Annotated in this window: 22 protein-coding genes; 19 read left to right on the top strand and 3 right to left on the bottom strand. The window is 47.0% G+C overall.

The window, feature by feature from the left end; all coding sequences use genetic code 11:
- Window position 1 precedes the first annotated feature (1 nt).
- The 4 genes from KNP83_RS03130 to KNP83_RS03145 all read left to right on the top strand — a co-directional run bounded on the left by KNP83_RS03130 (window position 2) and on the right by KNP83_RS03145 (window position 2,412).
- On the top strand, window positions 2-577 hold the full coding sequence (locus KNP83_RS03130; protein WP_131472892.1) for a DUF6470 family protein: 576 nt from the start codon (window positions 2-4) through the stop codon (window positions 575-577).
- A 15-nt stretch (window positions 578-592) separates the two neighbouring features.
- Window positions 593-1,030 carry a flagellar assembly protein FliW gene (fliW, locus tag KNP83_RS03135; RefSeq protein ID WP_214760465.1) on the top strand — a complete coding sequence of 146 codons (438 nt, stop codon included), beginning with the start codon at window positions 593-595 and terminating at the stop codon, window positions 1,028-1,030.
- Entirely contained in the window at window positions 1,030-1,257 is a 228-nt protein-coding gene (gene csrA, locus KNP83_RS03140) for a carbon storage regulator CsrA (protein ID WP_214760467.1), read from the top strand. Before fliW ends, csrA begins: the two co-directional genes overlap by 1 nt.
- A gap of 99 nt (window positions 1,258-1,356) precedes the next feature.
- Complete coding sequence (locus KNP83_RS03145) at window positions 1,357-2,412, top strand: GGDEF domain-containing protein (protein WP_251139164.1); 1,056 nt, start codon at window positions 1,357-1,359, stop codon at window positions 2,410-2,412.
- A gap of 30 nt (window positions 2,413-2,442) precedes the next feature.
- Here the strand turns inward: KNP83_RS03145 and KNP83_RS03150 are convergent, their stop codons facing one another.
- A complete protein-coding gene (locus tag KNP83_RS03150) occupies window positions 2,443-3,357 on the bottom strand; it encodes a YitT family protein (RefSeq protein ID WP_214760469.1) in 915 nt (304 codons plus the stop codon).
- Window positions 3,358-3,519: 162 nt separating this feature from the next.
- Between KNP83_RS03150 and KNP83_RS03155 the strand changes: the two genes are divergently transcribed.
- From KNP83_RS03155 to KNP83_RS03165, 3 genes are all read left to right on the top strand, one after another.
- Complete coding sequence (locus tag KNP83_RS03155; RefSeq protein ID WP_214760471.1) at window positions 3,520-4,380, top strand: YitT family protein; 861 nt, start codon at window positions 3,520-3,522, stop codon at window positions 4,378-4,380.
- Window positions 4,381-4,478: 98 nt separating this feature from the next.
- Entirely contained in the window at window positions 4,479-5,432 is a 954-nt protein-coding gene (locus KNP83_RS03160; RefSeq protein ID WP_214760474.1) for a DMT family transporter, read from the top strand.
- Between the two features lie 2 nt (window positions 5,433-5,434).
- Complete coding sequence (locus KNP83_RS03165) at window positions 5,435-5,728, top strand: putative quinol monooxygenase (RefSeq protein ID WP_214760476.1); 294 nt, start codon at window positions 5,435-5,437, stop codon at window positions 5,726-5,728.
- Window positions 5,729-5,761: 33 nt separating this feature from the next.
- Here KNP83_RS03165 and KNP83_RS03170 read toward each other — a convergent pair whose 3' ends face one another.
- Complete coding sequence (locus KNP83_RS03170) at window positions 5,762-6,259, bottom strand: hypothetical protein (RefSeq protein ID WP_214760478.1); 498 nt, start codon at window positions 6,257-6,259, stop codon at window positions 5,762-5,764.
- Between the two features lie 157 nt (window positions 6,260-6,416).
- Here KNP83_RS03170 and KNP83_RS03175 point away from each other — a divergent pair, with 157 nt between their 5' ends.
- The 11 genes from KNP83_RS03175 to KNP83_RS15035 all read left to right on the top strand — a co-directional run bounded on the left by KNP83_RS03175 (window position 6,417) and on the right by KNP83_RS15035 (window position 18,825).
- A complete protein-coding gene (locus KNP83_RS03175; protein WP_214760480.1) occupies window positions 6,417-6,902 on the top strand; it encodes a hypothetical protein in 486 nt (161 codons plus the stop codon).
- A 58-nt stretch (window positions 6,903-6,960) separates the two neighbouring features.
- Window positions 6,961-7,788 carry a GNAT family N-acetyltransferase gene (locus KNP83_RS03180; protein WP_214760482.1) on the top strand — a complete coding sequence of 276 codons (828 nt, stop codon included), beginning with the start codon at window positions 6,961-6,963 and terminating at the stop codon, window positions 7,786-7,788.
- 127 nt (window positions 7,789-7,915) lie between these two features.
- Window positions 7,916-9,208: a methyl-accepting chemotaxis protein gene (locus tag KNP83_RS03185; protein ID WP_214760484.1), complete on the top strand. Its 1,293-nt coding sequence runs from the start codon at window positions 7,916-7,918 to the stop codon at window positions 9,206-9,208.
- 231 nt (window positions 9,209-9,439) lie between these two features.
- The gene (locus tag KNP83_RS03190) at window positions 9,440-10,261 is read left to right on the top strand and encodes a flagellin N-terminal helical domain-containing protein (RefSeq protein ID WP_214760488.1); all 822 of its coding nucleotides are present in this window, start codon (window positions 9,440-9,442) and stop codon (window positions 10,259-10,261) included.
- 69 nt (window positions 10,262-10,330) lie between these two features.
- Window positions 10,331-11,860: a glycosyltransferase family 2 protein gene (locus tag KNP83_RS03195; RefSeq protein WP_214760490.1), complete on the top strand. Its 1,530-nt coding sequence runs from the start codon at window positions 10,331-10,333 to the stop codon at window positions 11,858-11,860.
- A 25-nt stretch (window positions 11,861-11,885) separates the two neighbouring features.
- A complete protein-coding gene (locus KNP83_RS03200) occupies window positions 11,886-14,243 on the top strand; it encodes a methyltransferase domain-containing protein (protein ID WP_214760492.1) in 2,358 nt (785 codons plus the stop codon).
- Between the two features lie 67 nt (window positions 14,244-14,310).
- On the top strand, window positions 14,311-14,667 hold the full coding sequence (locus KNP83_RS03205; protein WP_214760494.1) for a flagellar protein FlaG: 357 nt from the start codon (window positions 14,311-14,313) through the stop codon (window positions 14,665-14,667).
- 12 nt (window positions 14,668-14,679) lie between these two features.
- Window positions 14,680-16,353 (top strand): flagellar filament capping protein FliD, encoded by a 1,674-nt coding sequence (gene fliD / locus KNP83_RS03210; RefSeq protein ID WP_214760496.1) that lies wholly within the window; start codon window positions 14,680-14,682, stop codon window positions 16,351-16,353.
- Window positions 16,354-16,368: 15 nt separating this feature from the next.
- Window positions 16,369-16,743: a flagellar export chaperone FliS gene (gene fliS, locus KNP83_RS03215; protein ID WP_214760498.1), complete on the top strand. Its 375-nt coding sequence runs from the start codon at window positions 16,369-16,371 to the stop codon at window positions 16,741-16,743.
- Window positions 16,740-17,093: a flagellar protein FliT gene (locus tag KNP83_RS03220; RefSeq protein WP_214760499.1), complete on the top strand. Its 354-nt coding sequence runs from the start codon at window positions 16,740-16,742 to the stop codon at window positions 17,091-17,093. The genes fliS and KNP83_RS03220 overlap by 4 nt, the downstream gene beginning before the upstream one ends.
- Window positions 17,094-17,235: 142 nt before the next feature.
- Window positions 17,236-18,825 (top strand): flagellin N-terminal helical domain-containing protein, encoded by a 1,590-nt coding sequence (locus KNP83_RS15035; protein WP_251139165.1) that lies wholly within the window; start codon window positions 17,236-17,238, stop codon window positions 18,823-18,825.
- Window positions 18,826-18,877: 52 nt separating this feature from the next.
- Here KNP83_RS15035 and KNP83_RS03235 read toward each other — a convergent pair whose 3' ends face one another.
- Window positions 18,878-19,255, bottom strand: a complete 378-nt coding sequence (locus KNP83_RS03235; protein WP_214760501.1) for a DUF3021 family protein — start codon at window positions 19,253-19,255, stop codon at window positions 18,878-18,880.
- Window positions 19,256-19,445: 190 nt separating this feature from the next.
- Here KNP83_RS03235 and KNP83_RS03240 point away from each other — a divergent pair, with 190 nt between their 5' ends.
- Window positions 19,446-19,631 (top strand): hypothetical protein, encoded by a 186-nt coding sequence (locus tag KNP83_RS03240; protein WP_214760504.1) that lies wholly within the window; start codon window positions 19,446-19,448, stop codon window positions 19,629-19,631.
- Window positions 19,632-19,642 lie beyond the last annotated feature (11 nt).

Raw genomic sequence — 19,642 nt, forward strand, 5'->3', positions numbered from 1 at the left:
GATGAATATCGCCCGGCTTGAGATGCGGCAGACGCAGGCCGCCATCCAAATCACGTCGAACCGGCCCCACCTCGAAATGCGGCAAGGTCGGGCCGACGTGTCGATGACACAAGGCAAGGTCGAGATGACCCAACAGACGACAGGCGGGACGCTCGAGGTCGACTCGTCGGTCGCGCGCAGTGAAAGCAATTTGAAGGCCGCCCTCGAGCTCGGCCGTCATTTCGGTCAGCTCGGGGAACAGGCGGCCCGGGAAGCGACGTCGACCACGGCTCGAGACGGGGATCGGCTCATGCGCATCGAGAACGGCAATCCGATCGCCGCGATGGCCGCAGAGAAGACAAGTGCCCCCTATCCGGTCGTCGACATGGACTTCATGCCGAAGTCGCTCGACCGCGTGAAGTTGACGTATACGCCGGCGGATGTCAAAATCGAGTGGAACCTGACGCCGGCACAGATTGATGTATCACTCACCCCGGCCGACATCTCGTTCACGCCATGGACGACGGACATCTCGCTCCGTCAACAGGCATCGCTCGAGATGTGGCCGGTCGGTGGCATGTATGATGAGACGCGTTGAAAGTGAGGACAAGCCATGTTCATTGAGACAGACTATTTTGGTAAGATCGAAGTAAATGAAGACGAGACGATCTCGTTCGTCAGCGAGATTCCTGGGTTCCCGGAATCGAAGACGTTCGCCCTCATCCCGTACGGCGACGAGCTCCCGTTCTGGTCGCTCCAGTCCATCGAGGACCCGGCCTGCGCCTTCGTCGTGACGAATCCGTTCTGGCACAAGCAGGACTATGCGTTCGAATTGACCGACGGTGCGAAAGAGCAGCTCGGCATCGATGAAGCGGAACACGTCTCGGTGTATGCCATCGTGACGCTGCGCGACCCGTTCGACGCCTCGACGCTCAACTTGAAGGCCCCAATCGTCATTGAGACGAAAGAACGCCGTGGGAAGCAAGTCATCTTGGATGACATCTACCCGGCCCGGTTCCCGCTCGGCGGTCAGAAAGAAGAGGTGCGCTGATGCTCGTATTGAAACGAAAACAAGGCGAGGCCATCCATATCGGGGACGATGTGACGCTCACCGTGCTCGCCATCGAAGGCGACCAGGTTAAGCTCGGCATCGACGCCCCGCGCCATATCGACATCCATCGTCATGAGGTGTACATCCAGATGCAGGCCGAGAATGAATCGGCCCGCGACAGCGCCAATTTGATGAAACAGATGATGCAGAACAAGTCGGAAGCGTGAGCTTCCGGCTTTTTAGCTGTCCTAAAATTTGGATAGGGTGACATGTGTCACTTTTGTACGATAGGATAGGAGGAAAGAAATGGCGGGAGAGGACAAGGCTTGGGTCAAGTCATCAACATCTTTTTCATCAATGTCAGTATCATCTATCTCGTTTTGTCGCTGACCCTGTATCTCATGCGCCAGCTGTTGCCGATTCAGGCGGCTTCCCCGTATGCGGTCCGCGTCTGGTTTGGGCTCGCCATGGGGCTTGCGGCCGTGCTGTTGACGGTCAACTCGTTCCAAGTCGGGGAGGCGCGGGTCGACCTGCGGATTATCCCGCTCGCGCTCGCGGGCGCCTATGCCGGTCCGGTTGGGGTCGCCGTCACGATGGGGATGACCCTGCTCGGTCGCTTCGGCCTCGACGGCATGACGGACCAATTCATCCGCTTGTTCGGCACACTGGGCCTGTTCTTTGTGTTGTCGCTCGTGTTGAATCGCGTCGTGCTGAGGCGTGGTCATCTCTACTCGGCCTATCTCGTGTTCGGCGCCGTGCTCGTCTTGTTTCGGGTGGTCGGCAACGTCCCGACGCAGGCGTTCACGACCGTGTTCCTGCCATATTTCGTCATGACGTTCCTCGGCGGCTGGATGTGTTACTGGGTCGCGAAACAGATTGAGACGCATCTGCGCATGTTCCGGCTCCATACGCAGCGGGCGACGATTGACGAGCTGACTGGTCTTCCGAACCGGTATATGACGCTCGAACGGTTGAACGAGGTCGAGATGTCGGGTATCCCTTGGGCGCTGTTCGTCATCGACGTCGATCGCTTCAAACAGTTGAACGATACATATGGCCATCGGGCCGGTGACGCGGCGCTCCGTCACATCGGTCAAACGTTACAGGCAAACTGTCCGCCGGACGGTTTCGTCGGCCGCTACGGCGGGGAAGAGTTTCTGATGGTGCTCGAGGATGCCGGTGACGTCCGGGTGATGGCGGATGAGATCGTCACGGTCATCCGCGACACGCCGTTCTCGTTCGAAGGGACCCCTATCCCGATGACGGTGTCGCTCGGGGCCTCGCTCGCCGGCGCCGAACCGGGCACGGTCGTCTTCGAGCGGGCCGACGCCGCCCTCTACGCGGCGAAGACGAGCGGGCGTGATCAAGCGAAAATCGGATAAACAAAAAAATCGGTCCCGAGGGCCGATTTTTTAGTGGATGTTTTTCTTTTTGAACTGGCCGCCCCGGACGTCATGGATATTGCCGATGGCGAGGAACGCCTTCTCGTCATAGTCGTCGAGGATGTCTTTCAGTTTCGTCTCTTCAAGTCGGCTGATGACGGTGAAGACGACCTTCTTGCCGTCGCCCGTATAGGCGCCTTCCCCGTGCAAATACGTCACGCCCCGGCCGAGCCGGTCCATGATGGCTTGACCGACGTCATCGGGTGAGGTGGTGATGATCCACGCGGCCTTCGACTGATCGATTCCTTCGAGCACGATATCGATCGTCTTGAAGGCGATGAAATACGTGAGGAGCGAGTACATGGCCCGGTCCCAGCTGAAGATGAACCCGGCCATTCCGAGGATGAAGATGTTGAAGAACATGACGATTTCCCCGACGGAGAACGGGAGCCGGTCCGTGAACGACACGGCCAAAATCTCGGTCCCGTCGAGCGACCCGCCGGCCCTAATGACGAGACCGATACCGGCCCCGAGCAGGAAGCCGCCGAACACGGTCGACAACAGCAAATCGTCAGTGAACGGCTCGACCGAATGGAGCAAGATCGTGAAGCCGGACATGAGCGTGATCGCCAACAACGTGACGACGGCGAACGTCTTCCCGATTTGGCGATAGCCGAAGAAGATGAACGGGATGTTGAACAAGACGAGCCAAATGGCGAGCTTCGTCTCCGTCAAATACGACGTGATGATCGAGACGCCGACGATGCCGCCGTCGATGATTTGGTTCGGGACGAGGAACGCCTCGAGGCCGATGGCGAAGATGAAGGCGCCGATCAACAGGAGCAGCCCTTTGGCAAGAAGCTCGGTCGGTTTGATCGGGTTGTGGACACGTTTCAAACGGAGCACTTCCTCCGGAGACGGGGAAGGCATCGGTGGACGCTGCATCGGGGGTCACTCCTTTTTCTTTTTAGTATAGCAAACCTCACACGGGATGAAGCAGAAGCGGCAGACAATCTGACACAAGTTTTTCAGTGACACCAGAGATGTTATTCTACTATTTTTTTATGCTAGACTAGGAAAGTTAAAACAAAAAGGAGGACGTTACTCATGAAACGTGACAATCGAGCCTGGCTCATGGGCTTTCAAATCATCATGAACATCATCGGCGGGATGATCGCGGCGTACGGCCTCGAGTCGGTGTTGATCCCGAACAGTGTGTCGGACGGGGGCATCACCGGAATCAGCATCGTCGTCTCCCAACTCACCGGCGTCCCGCTCGGTGTATTCCTCGGCATCCTGAATCTCCCGTTCGTCTATCTCGGCTATAAGCAGATCGGGAAGAGCTTCGCCATCCTGTCAATCACGGGCATCGCCTCGCTGTCGGTCGGGACGGTCATCATGCATCGCGTCCCGACGATCATCGATGGGGACACGCTCCTCGTCACCGTCGTCGGCGGAATCATTCTCGGACTCGGCATGGGGCTGTCGCTCCGGAACGGGGGCGCGCTCGACGGCATCGACATGCTGGCCGTCCTGCTATCGAAGAAGTTGCCGTTCGGGACGAGCGACTTGATTCTGTTCTTGAACGTGTTCGTCTTCATCGTCGTCTCGACGGTGTTCGGCCTGCAAGGAGCGGTCCTGTCGGCCATCGCCTACTTCATCGCCTCGAAAGTGATTCATATCGTCGAGGAGGGGCTCAGCGGGGCGAAGACGTTCAAAATCATCACGAGCGTACCGGACGTCATGGTCGAGACGGTGCGGGACCGGCTCGGCCGGAGCGCGACGCTCAACCAGATTCAAGGCGCCTACTCGAAAGAGTGCTATTACGAGATCACGTGCGTCATCAACCGGCTCGAGGAGCGGAAGATGAAAGAGATCATCAACCAAGTCGACCCCGAGGCGTTCGTCGTCGTATACGAGGTGTCGGAGGTCAAAGGCGGGAATTTCCGCAAACGTGATATCCATTGAGACGAATCAAGCAGCCGACGCTGCTTGATTTTTTTGTTGGAGGCAGGGAAATGTGAGGAAGATAGGGAACAAGTGAGGATTCAGAAAGGAGAGAACGTATGCGTCCGCTGTTATTAGGTGTACTCGCCGCCTTGTTTTTCGCGAGCACGTTCGTCCTGAATGAATCGATGCAGGTCGGCGGGGGCAGTTGGGCGTATAGTGCCTCGCTCCGCTTCCTGTTCATGATCCCGCTGCTCATGCTCGTCGTGGCTATCCGGGGCGGGATGCATCGGGTGCGTCGTGCCCTTACCGAGACCCCGCTCCCGTGGCTCGTCTGGGGGACGGTCGGCTTCGGCCTGTTTTACGTCCCGATCTGTCTCGCCGCCGAGGTCGCCCCGCCTTGGCTCATCGCCGGCACGTGGCAAGTGACCATCATCGCCGGGGCGCTGTTGTCACCACTGTTTCGCCGGAGCGACGGGACGCGGGAGCGGATCCCGTGGACGGCGCTCCGCTTCTCGGGGCTGATCCTGTTCGGCGTCGTCTTGATGCAAGTCGAGTTCCTCGCCGATTTCGAGCCGCGCTTTCTGTGGATCGGGGTGGTACCGGTGTTGATCGCCGCGTTCGCCTATCCACTCGGCAACCGGAAGATGATGGCCCACACCGACCTCGACGTGTTCGAGCGCATCCTCGGCATGTGCATCGGCTCGCTCCCGGTCTGGCTCCTGTTGTTCGGCTATGGGCTGACGACAGGGGCACCTACGAACTCGCAACTGACGCAGACGCTCCTCGTCGCACTCTTATCGGGCGTCGTCGCGACGGTGCTCTTCTTCAAGGCGACCGACCTCGTCAAACACGATATGGGAAAACTCGCCACCGTCGAGGCGACCCAGGCGTTCGAGGTGTTGTTCGCGCTCATCGGCGAGCTGATTTTCCTCCAAGCGCATCTGCCGTCCGGGTTGTCGCTCGTCGGCATCTCGCTCGTTATGGTCGGGGTCGTGCTGCATAGTCGTAGCCAATTCAACGTAAAGGAGACTGTCGTACCGGTGACGAATCGATACGGGAAGGAGGGATGAACATGTCCTATGGATTGATTGGGAAAATGACGGCTGTGCCGGGCGAGCGCGAGACGCTGCTCGCGATTTTGCTCGAGGCGGCTACGGCGATGGAACGAGAGCCGACGTGCGAAACATACCGGGTGAACGTCTCGCTCGATGACGAGTCGATCGTCGTCTATGAGGTGTGGGAGAGTATGGAGGCGCATCAGCAATCGCTGTCGCTCGAGACGACGCAGACGTTGATTGGGAAGGCACGGCCGATTCTGGCCAATATCGAGCGCTTGGCCGTATTCGAACCGAGAAGCGGGTACTAAAAAACACCACGTCTGCGGACGTGGTGTTGGGCATTATGCTTTCGTCAAGCTGCCTTTGACTTGCTCATAAAATTCGTCCATCATCCCAGTCCGGCTACCGAGCTGGCAGATGAGTTCGAGCGTCTCTTTATAGAACTTTTTGACGAGTCCTTTGTTTTTGATGCCGTCCATCGACGCCATCGTCTTGTCGAGGTTTTGGAGGATCTCTTCGATTTGGTCGTCCGAGTCCGGTTTGACGACCGTCATGTTGTCCGGGATTTTGACGACTTTGTCTTGTTCCTGATGACGGAACGACGCGCCGAAGCCGAGGTTCTCGATGAACAAGTGCGGCATCACTTTCTGGCCGAAGAACTGCTTATGCCACTCCGACGCTTTCATCGTGTCCATGTCCTGCTTGAACGTGGACGCCGTCGAGACGTACTTTCTGAACAGGTCGGTCATGAACTTCTCGATGACCGGGATTTGAAGGGCGAAGACGTTTTTTAAGAGCGCGTCGAGCTGTGCGCGTGACAATTGTTGCTCGTTTGACATATGAGTTCCTCTTTTCTATGATACGATATCTTCATCGTATGGGATTGACGGACGTGCGTCAACGCATCCTAAAACATTTTTTCAGAATATTTAGTGTACGCTCGATGAGATATGAGATAATCAAGTCATGACAGACTTCACAGAAGGAGTGGTTCAGATGAACAAAACAATGAAATGGGCGGTCGCGCTCGGCGTGACGGGTGCCCTCGTCGCAACGGTCGGTGTCGTCTCGTCCCGGGGACGGACGGATGATACGACGCAGACGATCCGTGACCGTGAGCTCGGTTACGAGATCATTCTCCCGTCGAAAATCGTCGAGGCGATCGAGCGCGGGGACGTCTATATCGAGAAGGCGCAGGACGTCGTCGATGTCGGCGACAAGAACAGCTACGGCACGTTCGACCTCTACTATAACGTCGAGGATGGCGACGACCAATTGTTGTTCCATTTGGACTTGATTGACCGTGAACTATCGGAAGAGGCGTTCGCCCAGGAAGTCGGCTACGGCAACTACCTCGGTGCGAGCGACAAGACGTTCTTCTGGGTCGAGCCGACCGAGGCCGTCCCAGGTGCCGAGGCGCACACGGACGAGATTGCAGAACTCATCGAGACGCTCCCAGAGCTCGAGTTCCGGACGTTATGAGTCAGCCCGCTACGGCGGGCTTTTTCGATTATGCTACAATATGACGTGAGGTGATTTCATGAATTGGACAGTAGAAGAAGTGAGACAGGCAGACCAGGTCGCGGCACTCGAGGCAGCGGTCAACACGTTTGACAAGATCGACGTGAAAGTCGGGCACGTGACGGTCGGGCAGAACGACTACGCCGTCTATGACGGGGACACGCTCGTCGGTTATATGGTGCTCTTCCCATATCTCCCGAACGAGTATGAGGTGAACGCGCTCGTCCATCCGGACTATCGCAAACAAGGCGTCTTCACGGCGCTCTTCGAGGCGGCGAAACATGACGCGAAAGCGAACGGCTGCGAGGCGTTCACGTTCGTCATCGACCGCAAGTCGAAGGACGGCAAGGCGGTCATCGACCATATCGGTGCCGCTTACCAGTTCTCGGAGTACAACTTGGTACTGAAAAAAGCGGAGCTGTTCTTGAAGCCGAACGAGGTGTCGCTCCGCGAGGCGACCGACGCCGACCGTCCGCTCATCATCACGACGCTCAGTGAGGCGTTCGGTGACCCGGAGGACGTGACGGAGAACATCTATCAACAGATTGACACGCCGGACCGGGTGACGTACATCGGTGAGGTCGAAGGACGGCCCGTCGGTGTCATCCGTGCGCTCCTCGCTGGCGACGATGCCGGCAGCATCCACGCGTTCGGCGTCAAGGCGGACGAGCAGGGCAAAGGCTACGGCACGAAGATGTTGAAGCAGATGGTCCAACAGCTGTTCCGCATGGGCCGGACGAAGCTCGAGCTCGACGTCGAGACGGAGAACATGGCCGCGCTCGAGATTTACAAGCGGGCCGGGTTCGCGGAGAACGGCGGCTATGAGTTTTATCTGTTAGAACTGTGAATTAGACAGACGCTCTCGGTGACGAGGGCGTTTTTTCATTGACCAAAACTTCAACTGAAAACGCTATACAAATGCTGGGACGCGGACGATATAAAAGGTGATGAAGACATAAGAGGAGGAACTCATAGTGAAGCTATTCAAAAACTTTACGACCCAGCTGCTCGCTTGGATTTTGGTCACATCGTTTATCACAGGCGGTGCGGTCGGGTACATCACGCTCTTGTTGCTCACGGAGCTTGAGATGGCGAAAGGGCAAGTCATGCTCGTCGGGACGGCCGTGGCGTTGCTCATTTCAGGGATTGGCGGAGCCATCATCTACTTGATCGCCCGTCGTCCACTCAAGGCGATCGAATTGGCGTCGGACAAGGCGGTCGAGGTCGGGAACGGTGACTTGACGGTCTCGTTCGCGGACGAGACGACGACAGACCGTTCGGAGATGGGACGTCTGCTTCTCTCGATGGACAACATGGTCGGGCACTTGCGTGAACAAGGCACGAACATGCGCTACACGGCGGACCAGCTCACCGGTTCGGCACAAGAGATTGCGGCAGCTGTCCAAGAGGGCAATATCGCCGGCGAGAACATCCGTCAAGCGATGGACGCCTTGAACAAGATGCTTGAAGACAACGTCAATGCGACGTACAGTTCGATGGACTTGCTCGGTGCCGTCGCCCGAACGATGGAGAATATCCGTAACGAGATGGGATCGGCTTTGAATGCAGCGAGCGAGATGCAAAAAGAAGCGGAGAGCGGCAAAGGCCTCGCTTCATCTTCAGTTGATGCGATGCATGCGATTGCCGGCAAGGTTGAGCAGTCGTCGACGCTCAACAGCAAGTTGACAGAGATGACAGGTGAGATTTCGCGCATCACGGACGTCATCAGTGACATCTCGGCGCAGACGAACTTGCTCGCTTTGAACGCGTCGATTGAAGCGGCACGGGCTGGCGAACATGGACGCGGCTTCGCGGTCGTCGCGGCCGAGGTCAAGAAGCTTGCCGAACAGACAGCAAACTCGACGCAAGAGATCACCGATTTGATCGTTGACGTCAAACGTTTGGTCGGCGACACGTCGTCATCGATGGCGAACGTGAAAGCCGAAGTCGAGACGGGCGTCGGTCTCGTCGAGAAGGCGGGCGGTGCGTTCGCATCGATTCATAACTCGGCGAACGAGGTGTACAGCCACGTTCATTCGGTCGATGCGCTCTTGGATGAGTCGCGTGGACAGATCGACTCGGTCGTCACGAACTCGGCCGGCATCGTCGGCATGGTCGAAGAGGCCTCGCGCTACGCGACGGAAGTCACGTCAGCGGCGAGCCAACAGGCGGCGAGTCTCGGTGAAGTGAACGGCGCGATGACAGAGCTCGTCCGTGTCGCGGAGAGTTTGCAGAATGAGACGGAGCAAGTGAAGGTAGAAGCGTAAGGAGGAGCGACCCAGCGATGGGTCGTTTTTTATTCAAAATTAAAAAACTACTCGAAATGAGTAACTTTTTTCGAAAAACACTAAACAGAATGAATATGACTCCGATATAGAGTATGGAAACGCAAAAACGTTACCAACTAGTACAAGGTGAGGGGCCGGCCTAAACCTTGTATGCTCGGACAAATGGATTTGGAAGAGCGGAAAAACTCAAACCTATGGAGGGAAATTACAATGATTATTAACCACAACCTTAATTCGATGAACGCACACCGTAACATGAACATTAACACAGCACAAACAGGAAAAGCGATGGAGAAATTATCGTCAGGTCTTCGCATCAACCGTGCTGGAGACGACGCGGCTGGTCTTGCAATTTCTGAAAAAATGCGCGGACAGATTCGCGGTTTGGATCAAGCATCACGTAACTCACAAGATGCCATTTCATTGATTCAAACAGCTGAAGGTGCATTGAACGAGACTCACTCAATTCTTCAACGTATGCGTGAACTTGCAGTTCAATCAAGTTCTGACACAAATACTGGTGATGACCGTTCTGAAATTCAAAAAGAATTCGTAGAGTTGAAAAATGAAGTTGACCGTATCTCAACTCAAACAGAGTTTAACACTAAAAAATTGATCAATGGTAGCCTCGCTACAGCTTCATTGAGCTTCCAAATTGGAGCAAATAAAGACCAAACGTTAGAGTTGACAATTGCCAACATGGGAGCTACAGCATTAACAATCTCAGGAATTAACTTAGGATCAACTTCTGCACTTTCAACTGCAGCTATCGAAACAATTGATACTGCAATCAAAGCGGTTTCTCAAGAGCGTTCTAAACTTGGTGCTAACCAAAACCGTCTTGAACACACAATTAACAACTTAAGTGTTGGTGCGGAAAACCTTCAAGCAGCTGAATCACGTATCCGTGATGTAGATATGGCGAAAGAAATGATGAACTTCACGAAGAACAACATTTTGAATCAAGCTGCACAAGCTATGATGTCGCAATCAAATCAACAGCCTCAAGCAGTGCTTCAATTGCTTCGTTAAGGTTAATTATCTAAAAATAGACATCATTCAGAAATGAATGATGTCTATTTTTTTTAAAAGGTGGATACAATGAATAAATTATCAGCAGTCATAATCGTAAAAAATGAAGAGAAGGTAATTCGGAGATGCTTGGAATCAATTAAAGACTTAGTGGATGAAATAGTAATTGTTGATACAGGATCAACTGACCAAACTGTACAAATTTCTAGAGAATATACAGATGATGTTTATTTCTTTCAGTGGTGTGATGATTTTTCAGCAGCAAGAAACTTTGGAAAAGAAAATGCGAAGAATACATTTATTTTAAACATAGATGCTGATGAATATATAGATGTATCAAAAATATCTGAATATAAAGAATGGATTCAAAAAAAAATTCATATCAATAAAGCCTATGTAACTAAAATTCACAATTTTACCGATGATTCAAAAGTTGTAGAACACATAGCAGTTAGAATCGCCTCCAGTAATTTAGAATATACTGGAGCTGTCCATGAAGAAATAATTACAAGCGATGTAGGAATCTCTCCAATTGAACTTTATCATACTGGATATCTAGAAAAAACTCGAAAAGAGAAACGAAAATCTGAAAGAAACTTAAAATTATTAAAGGAAAAACTTAAAAATTCAAATCAAAAAATTGATCATTATTATTTAGCAAAAGAGTATTTATCAATAGATAATTTAGAAATGGCGAAAAAAGAACTTATAAATGCATTGTCTGATAAAAAATATTACGACCAACTTTGGGTTCCATTTGCTTGGACAACATTACTAGATATTTTAATAGTTGAAAAGGATTATAATAACTTGTTAATTATTAGTTCTGATTTAACTGAAGGTTATCCGGACAGTCCTGAGTATGCATTTTACAACGGATTGAGTTTGTTGTTTGTTGGAGAATTGGTGAAATCTAACCATAAACTCATGAACTCGTTGGAGAAAATTGAAGGATCATTTATTGGAAAAGATTTATTGTATGAAAAAATATTATCTTTATTGTGGAAATACAACTGTGCATTTGAAGAATACGAAACAGCTATTGAAATTTTGTATACTTTATCTAGCAGGTATGGAACGTTCAACCATAGACATATTTCTCTTTTAGCTGGAATGTTAGGTAGGTTCCCGGATATTGCAAAACATTATATTAATATTAGTGATGATTTTTTAAGAAGAAGTATTTTGAGGGAACTATTAGTGCAGGAAAATTATCATTTAGGAAAACTATTTTTTAATGAACATACACAAGATATTTGTGAATATAAAAAATGGAGAAAATCAAACTTTTTAAAATATTCCGAATTAACTTTCACGGATGTATTTAAAAATATCATGTTTGGAAATTTTGAAAATATAATCGATAATAACAATAATCTATTAGATGAGATTGATAATTCAAATTCTTTTCTTTTTATGGCATACCCTTTTAAAAACAAAATAAATAACGTGAAAAATTTAGAATTGACTTTAGAATCGTTAGAGCATTCAGATATTTATTTTGATTTATATATCTGTTATCAATATATGAAGATAGTGCACGAAAAGAATGGACTAGACGGACTTCATAATCTGATAGTTAAAAATCTAAAAGTTTAGAGTCGAGAAAGAGGGCTATTAATTAATGGAAGCTGAAATTGATACGCTAAAAAATGAATTGGAACAACATCTTGAATTACTAATTGAAAATAATGAATTTCTTAAAGCAGAAAAATTGATTGATGAGTTTGAGCTTCTGTTTCCGAATGATTCTTTAGTTTACTGTGCAAGAGGTATTATCTGTTTTAATAAAAAAGAATATAATAGCGCTCAGTTCCATTTTGAGACTGGGTTAAATATAGATTCTAATAATATCGATCTTTTATACAATTTAGCCTATCTAAATGAAAATGTTGAGAACTATATCTCTGCTTATAGAATTTATAAAAAAGCAAAAAAAATAAACACTGGGAAAAAATTTGAGTTCTTACTTGCTGAAAAAGTAAATACACTTGAAAAATATCAAAGTGTTATCGAATATATTAACAGAAAAAAAGTCTTATTTATTGATTATATATTTCCACCATTAGCAGGTTCAGGAGTTCAAAGAGCTTTAAAGTTTATTAAATACTGTAGAGACTTTAATTATGAACCTATTGTTGTTACTACATCAAATCATGTTTACTACCCTACGGACGCTACTCTTCTAAAAGAAATTCCCAATGAAGTTGAAGTGATTTATATTGATGAGTCGAATGTGCTAACTAGTGAAAAATTAAATGAATTATTCGATATGTACGCAAAGGTTTTGAAAAACGACTTAGAAATTCTAAAAGAATTATTAAATTCACTTAGTAACTCCAAAGAAGACATTACAAATTATCTCATTCCTGATATTCACATTTTATTTGCAAATGAGATTATTAGGATACTGCCTGAGATATTAGATATAAAAGATATCGATTTAATATATTCTACCTCTGGCCCGTACTCCTCGCATATTGCTGCACTTTTATTAAAGCAAAGGTTTAAATTACCTTGGGTAGCAGACTTTAGGGATGAGTGGACTAATAATGCCTATTTAGAAAATACAGATAAATCGGATTTATTATTTAGTACTCTTGAAAAAATGGAAAAAAGTATTTTAGAAAATGCAGACCATATCATTACAACAACAGTTGAAGCGAAAGATAATTATATAGTTGATTTTTCGGTAAATCCTTCTAGGATTACGACAATATTTAATGGATACGACGAAAGTGATTTTATAAGTTCTGATACAAAAAATGCAACTAATACTAAATTTAGAATGATTCATAACGGGAGTTTTTATATGAATAGAACTCCGCTGAGCATCTTTAAAGCAATTAATTTGTTGGTTAAAAATCAAAAAATCAACATCAAAGAAATTGAAATGATATTTACTTCTGAAAATCATAATTTAGAAAATTGGCAACAATTAGTGGAAAGAATGGGATTAAGTGAAATAATTCAATACACTGGATACTTATCTCACCCTGATAGTATTGAAATTTCTTCAAATGCTAATTTGTTACTTTTAATAGTTGGTGACACACCTAAGTGTAAAAATGTTATACCAGGTAAACTATTTGAATATTTAAAACTTGATGCACCTATTGTAGCTATATCTCCTTCGAATAGCGCAGTAGAGAATGTTCTTAACAACACAAATAGAGGTCTCAATTTCGAATGCGGTGATGAATTAATATTGGCTGATTTTATATATGAAAATTATCTTGCTTGGAAAACCGGTAAGGTTGTCAGTAATCAAGGAATTCAAGATGAAATTGAGAAGTTTACGAGAAAAAACTTAACAAGACAATTGTGTGAAATATTTAACTATGTTACTGAGCAAAGGAATAATATTACGAGTGAAGAATATACAATTCCGGTTAACAAAGAAGAAGATAAAAATTTCTATGATTCTCTTTTCAGTGACGGCGGATGGGATCAAACATATTTCAAACATTATTCTGATACTCATTACTTTCCTATTTGGGAAAAGGCATTTAGCTTAATTAAAGGGAAGGGGAAAGACCTAAAAATATTAGAAATAGGTTGCGGTCCAGGTCAATTTGCCCAGCTATTATTCGAAAGAAAAGTTACAGATTATCAAGGATTTGATTTTAGTGACAAAGCTATTGAAATGGCAAAGCAAACAAATAAAATGCATCACGAAAAATTTCATGTGGGCGATGCATTTGAAACTAAAGTCTTTGATCATTATATGTACAATCTAGTGATTATCTTCGAAGTTCTTGAACATATTGAGGATGATATTGCAATTTTAGATAAAATCAAAGAGGACACAACTATTTTATTCTCTGTTCCAAATTTTGACTCACCCGGACATGTAAGATGGTTTAATTCAATTTTTGATATTTACGAAAGATACAGACTTATTTTAGATATCAAATCTATTAGTATTCATAAGCTAGCCGGAGAAAATAAAATCTATTTAGTGAAAGCTAATAAAAAATGATGTTTTAAATAAATATAACATCATCCGATAATAAGGGAGATAAAACATTATTAAAGGAGTTTTCAAGATGAGTTTATTTAACTCTGAAATCCGCCTTCACCTACCTCCCTCTGTCTTACCATACGAACAAACGAAAAATGTGTTCGTCGAAGCGAATCAAAAAGCGCTCGCAGACGAAGGGATTGTCATTCTTCCGACGCCTCAACACGTTACAAAACTAGAGGCGGCTGTCAAGAAGGCGAATCTTGTACTAGAGCAACAACGTACCGGTTTAAAGTTCATGAAACATGAGAAATTGAATGACTTCTATATTCAAATCGTAGATACGAACAACGAAGTCATCCGGGAGATTCCAAGTAAGAAGTCGCTCGATTTTTTTGCGGCATTTATGGAATTCAATCAACTCTTCGATGAACGTATTTAAAGGAGGTATACGATGACGTCACCAATCCGATTTGGCGGACTCGCCAGTGGAATTGATACCGATTCAATTATCAAACAATTGATGCAAGCTGAACGTATGCCAGTTGATAAACTTGAACAACAAAAACAGACGACCGAATGGAAACGAGATGCGTATCGCGAAATCAACCGTTCGCTCATGACCCTTCGAAACAGTGCGGTCGATCTCATGTTCAGTCGTAATTTTTACGCCAAAACGTCTAGTTCATCTGATGAATCACGTGTCTCTGTCGTAGCGGGACCTTCTAGTGGGAACACGGCAATTCGTATCGAATCTGTCAGTCAGCTCGCAACAGCGGCTACCCAAGTCGTTGAGCCTAAAGATAAAAATGGAGTTGCAGTAACGAAGGCAACAAAAGTTGCTGATATGAACTTACAATCGGCCATACAAGAAGTGAAGTTGTCTACTGATACAAAGGAATGGACGCTTTCTCCTAAGCCAAAAGCCGGAGCGACTATTTCGTTGAAAGACGCAACAAATACACCTGTTGATGCCTCAAGTTATACTTATGATGAAGCGACTGGGAAAGTAACGATGAATGATGGCTCGGATATACCGACTGGCACAACGGCCACTTACACATCTGGTTATCAGATTCAAATCCGTTCCGTTGAAGGCGGAGACTTTCAGACAATTAAGGTGGCGGAAGACGCCACAATGGAGAACCTAGTTACTGCTTTGAATGGAAAAGAATCAGGAGTGTCAGCATTTTTTGAACCGATTTCTGGTAAATTGTCAATTACTCAAAAGCAGACCGGTGAAAATGCAATCATAGAATTTGACGCAACAACGAAGGCTGCTTTTGGTGTCGCTCCTGGAGATTTACCGAAAACAGGAACAGATGCAAGCTTCATAGTGAACGGTATTCCGATGACACAGAGCTCAAACACGGTTACGATTGATAACATGACCGTCACGTTAAAATCGGAATTTGCATCTGGTGCGGTGACGCTTTCTGCTGCAACAGACACACAAAAAATCTTTAATAATATTAAAGGATTTGTCGATAAGTATAACGAGACGATTGATCTCATGAATAAGAAAGTCCGTGAAGAACGGTTCCGTTCGTTTGCACCGCTCACACAAGCCCAACGCGATGAACTTTCTGATGATGAGATTAAGAAGTGGGAAGAAAAAGCGATGAGTGGGATGCTGCGTGGCGATACGATTGTCCGCAGTGCGATGGACACGATGCGAGGCAAGTGGTCAAGTGCGACATCGAGTACTAACGACGATGAGATGAAGCAACTCTTCCAAATCGGGCTCTCAACCGGTGCTGATTTCACCAATGGTGGGAAAATTGAACTAAACGAAGAAAAGCTTAAAGCGGCCATTGAAAAGGATCCGGATCAAGTATACCAACTCTTCACTAATGCGGAGAGCGGACTACTTCCCCAAATTCGTGATGCAGCGACTAACTCGCGATCGTCCATTACTCGGATTGCTGGTGCTGATGGTGCCGGTGCTCCGACGTATTCGATGGGGCGTGAGATGACGCAAATCGATACACGGATTAAGCGTTTGAACGATTTATTAGTCGATAAAGAAAACGCCTATTACCGTCGCTTTGCAGCGATGGAGACGGCGATGAACCAGGCGAACTCACAAGCCGCCTCATTGCAACAGTTCTTAGGCGGAGGCATGTAAGAGGAGGAATTTTAAATGGTAGCCAACCCATATGCAGCATATCAGAACAATGCGGTCACGACCGCGAACCCACAAGAACTGACGCTCATGCTTTACGACGGGGCGCTCAAGTTCATGCGCCTCGCCAAACTCGCTATCGAGCAAGGAAATCCAGACTTAAAGAACACGAACATTCAGAAGACGCAAGCCATCTTCCAAGAGCTTCGTCTGACACTCAATAAAAATATTAAAATCTCGTCGAATTTAGACTCGCTCTATGAGTACATGTGGCGCCGCCTTGTCGATGCGAACGTCAAGAACGACACGACGATTCTCGATGAAGTCCTCGACTTCACGACTGAGCTCCGCGACACGTGGAAGGAAGCGATGAAACTCGCGAAGCAGGAATGAGACCCATCGATGAGATTATCTTCAAAACGCAACGATTAAAGGATTTACTTGAAAAAGTACCAGAAGAACCGACGTATGACACATGGATGGACCAAATCCATGAATTGCTCGACGACCGTGAGCAACTGCTCGCGGCTCATGGACCGGACCTGAAGGATGCTGACCAGACAGTGATTCGCCAACTCGTCGACGACAGCCAGCATATTACGCGGTTAATCGAGGCGGAACACCAACGGCTCGGGATGACGCTCGGGACGGCTCGTCAGGAACGAAAAACGGTCAAGTCATACGTCGACCCATATGAAGACGTCGATTCGAACTTCTCAGGATTGTTCGATCAACAGACATAAAAAAGCGCTGAATATATCAGTGCTTTTTTATTTTAATAAAATATTGATGTATCGTTGAAAAAAACAACCTTCCATCCGATAATATCAATGGGATGATTTGGATATGAATTATCATTAATGGAATGTTGTGGAGGAATTTCTTATGATTATCAAAAATAACAGCAATGCAAATCAAGCGTTACGTCAATCACAAATAAATACAGGTCAAGCCGGTAAAGCGATGCAGAAACTGTCTTCTGGATTAAGAATTAATCAAGCAGCTGATGATGCGGCAGGATTAGCAATCTCTGAGAAGATGAGAGCTCAGATTCGTGGGCTAGATCAAGCTGCTCAAAACGCTGTGGATGGAATCAGTTTAATTCAAACTGGAGAAGGTGGATTGAACGAATCTCATTCAATTCTACAACGTATGCGTGAACTTGCTGTTCAGTCTGCTAATGATACAAATAACTTAGCTGACCGCGGAGCGATTCAAAAAGAGTTTAATGAGATGACCACAGAGTTAAATCGGATCGGGAATCAGACTTCCTTTAATACTAAAACTGTTCTGAACGGATTAAATGGTAAAGGAGGAGAGGCGTTAGTCACCCATAGTATTCCTGGAACCCCTGGTGCGATTCGGGGAATCTATACAGTTGGTATCAATACGACATCATTGAATATCAATGATACGATTCAAGTTGATGGACATACGTTTTTAAAATCTTCAAATGACCCGTTGTTATCGGGTGAATTCAATGATTTATCGACACTAGTCACTGCGATACGTGCTGTACCTGATTTGAACACTCGATACACGGTACAGGTGATAGGTACTCCTACTCCGAACGGATTACGGTTCGAGCATAAAACAGGGGAAGAGTCTTGGTCTCAACCTAATATCGGTACTACCAAATCACCTGATCCATATATCAGCTCCCCAATAAATACAGTTAGACCCGGAAGAGGGGGAAGTCAACCTATTCCAGGGGAGTTCGAAGTTTATGAACAAGATATTATGCCCTTGAAACCAGGAGAGACAATTAAGGTAGAATGGATTGGGAAGTCACCGTTCAACAATCGTGAAATAGAATTGACGTTTATTCCAGATGCACCTATTCAATCGGGTGGGAATGTGAGAAGTTTGGCAGAACTAATGAGTGAAGTTAGTGGTGCCGCATCACCACATATGACACATAATTCGTCGTCAAACCCTATAAAATTTGAAGAAACTTATACTTACGAAGGTACATATCATCAGTTGAAATTGACGCGAGGAGGTAAAGAAATAACCCTTCAAATTGGCGCAAATTCTGGTCAATCTATGCAGTTAGACCTTAATGATATGAGAGCCGCACGAATTGGGTTGACCTCTACGGTAAAGGGAGAAGAGGGTTTCACATCTGAACGTGTCGTTAAAAATCGTGAAGGAAATCGAGACGCTGAGTATGCATTAGACATTACTACCCAGTCTGGTGCCAGTCAGGCAATTAGCAAAATTGACCAAGCTACCCAACTCGTGTCCTCTGAACGATCAAAGATGGGGTCATGGCAAAATCGCTTAGATCATGTAGTGGCAAATGTTTCGATATCGGCTGAGAACTTGCAGGCTGCCGAATCCCGAATCCGAGATGTCGATATGGCAAAAGAAATGATGGCATTTACGAAATCAAACATTTTAGGCCAAGCTTCTCAGGCAATGATTGCCCAAGCCAATAAACAGCCAGAGGCCATCCTTCAACTGCTTCGCTAAATATAGGTACTTCAAACAGCTCGAAGGCGCCGCGCCTTCGAGCTGTTTTGATTTATGAAGTTTTGATTTGTTGCCGCACTTTCAAAAGCACTCTGGATAGCGTGAACAAAACCAGCCCGCTCACATTAAACTTCAAGTAAACCATCAGGGCATCTTGAGGTGACGAAACCGGCAGAAAACCACTGAATATGACGAGCGGCAGAATCGTCACATGCATCGTGGCCCAATGTATCAGAATCTGTTTTCGGAACGACCACTTTCGAACTTCATAGATGACACTCGTCAGACCAAGGAAAAATGCCATTCCGCCATAGACGAGCATATTATGTATACCTTCCATATTTCCATCCCACCACTGATACGCCGCAAGCAATCCGAATAGCGTGAACCACTTTACACCGCGAACCAATCCTCGTTTCAATAAAGTCATCTAGATCGTCCCTTCACTCATTCGTTGTCCTTATCTACGACTCAACTTATGAAAAGTTTCAATTTCGAAGTAATGGTGCAATATCGTCTGTTTTCGTTTACAATCGAACAAATACCACTTAAACCGGTAAAAAACCGGGTAAATACCACTGTAACCGTTGCTTCTTTTCTGGAAAGGGGAGGGAAACGAGATGAGTGAGAAAAAAGTGAAACCTGAGTCAGCGAAAGACCGTCGTTACTTCGTCTATGGTCCAGAAGGGGCGTACGATGAGTACGTGGAACGTGACCCGAAACTTGAGGCGTATGTCGAGGACGATGCGCCAATCGAAGACGGTCCCGATCCGTATGAAGAAGAAGAGCTCAAATCAAGAGGATAAATAAGTCGAAG

Origin of the sequence: Exiguobacterium sp. s146, from assembly GCF_018618415.1 — a bacterium.
Taxonomy (GTDB): domain Bacteria; phylum Bacillota; class Bacilli; order Exiguobacteriales; family Exiguobacteriaceae; genus Exiguobacterium.

Coding starts and splice junctions, on each gene's coding strand:
- KNP83_RS03130 (WP_131472892.1), top strand. CDS start 2: ATGAATATCGCCCGGCTTGAGATGCGGCAGACGCAGGCCGCCATCCAA.
- fliW (WP_214760465.1), top strand. CDS start 593: ATGTTCATTGAGACAGACTATTTTGGTAAGATCGAAGTAAATGAAGAC.
- csrA (WP_214760467.1), top strand. CDS start 1,030: ATGCTCGTATTGAAACGAAAACAAGGCGAGGCCATCCATATCGGGGAC.
- KNP83_RS03150 (WP_214760469.1), bottom strand. CDS start 3,357: ATGCAGCGTCCACCGATGCCTTCCCCGTCTCCGGAGGAAGTGCTCCGT.
- KNP83_RS03155 (WP_214760471.1), top strand. CDS start 3,520: ATGAAACGTGACAATCGAGCCTGGCTCATGGGCTTTCAAATCATCATG.
- KNP83_RS03160 (WP_214760474.1), top strand. CDS start 4,479: ATGCGTCCGCTGTTATTAGGTGTACTCGCCGCCTTGTTTTTCGCGAGC.
- KNP83_RS03165 (WP_214760476.1), top strand. CDS start 5,435: ATGTCCTATGGATTGATTGGGAAAATGACGGCTGTGCCGGGCGAGCGC.
- KNP83_RS03170 (WP_214760478.1), bottom strand. CDS start 6,259: ATGTCAAACGAGCAACAATTGTCACGCGCACAGCTCGACGCGCTCTTA.
- KNP83_RS03175 (WP_214760480.1), top strand. CDS start 6,417: ATGAACAAAACAATGAAATGGGCGGTCGCGCTCGGCGTGACGGGTGCC.
- KNP83_RS03180 (WP_214760482.1), top strand. CDS start 6,961: ATGAATTGGACAGTAGAAGAAGTGAGACAGGCAGACCAGGTCGCGGCA.
- KNP83_RS03190 (WP_214760488.1), top strand. CDS start 9,440: ATGATTATTAACCACAACCTTAATTCGATGAACGCACACCGTAACATG.
- KNP83_RS03195 (WP_214760490.1), top strand. CDS start 10,331: ATGAATAAATTATCAGCAGTCATAATCGTAAAAAATGAAGAGAAGGTA.
- KNP83_RS03200 (WP_214760492.1), top strand. CDS start 11,886: ATGGAAGCTGAAATTGATACGCTAAAAAATGAATTGGAACAACATCTT.
- KNP83_RS03205 (WP_214760494.1), top strand. CDS start 14,311: ATGAGTTTATTTAACTCTGAAATCCGCCTTCACCTACCTCCCTCTGTC.
- fliD (WP_214760496.1), top strand. CDS start 14,680: ATGACGTCACCAATCCGATTTGGCGGACTCGCCAGTGGAATTGATACC.
- fliS (WP_214760498.1), top strand. CDS start 16,369: ATGGTAGCCAACCCATATGCAGCATATCAGAACAATGCGGTCACGACC.
- KNP83_RS03220 (WP_214760499.1), top strand. CDS start 16,740: ATGAGACCCATCGATGAGATTATCTTCAAAACGCAACGATTAAAGGAT.
- KNP83_RS15035 (WP_251139165.1), top strand. CDS start 17,236: ATGATTATCAAAAATAACAGCAATGCAAATCAAGCGTTACGTCAATCA.
- KNP83_RS03235 (WP_214760501.1), bottom strand. CDS start 19,255: ATGACTTTATTGAAACGAGGATTGGTTCGCGGTGTAAAGTGGTTCACG.
- KNP83_RS03240 (WP_214760504.1), top strand. CDS start 19,446: ATGAGTGAGAAAAAAGTGAAACCTGAGTCAGCGAAAGACCGTCGTTAC.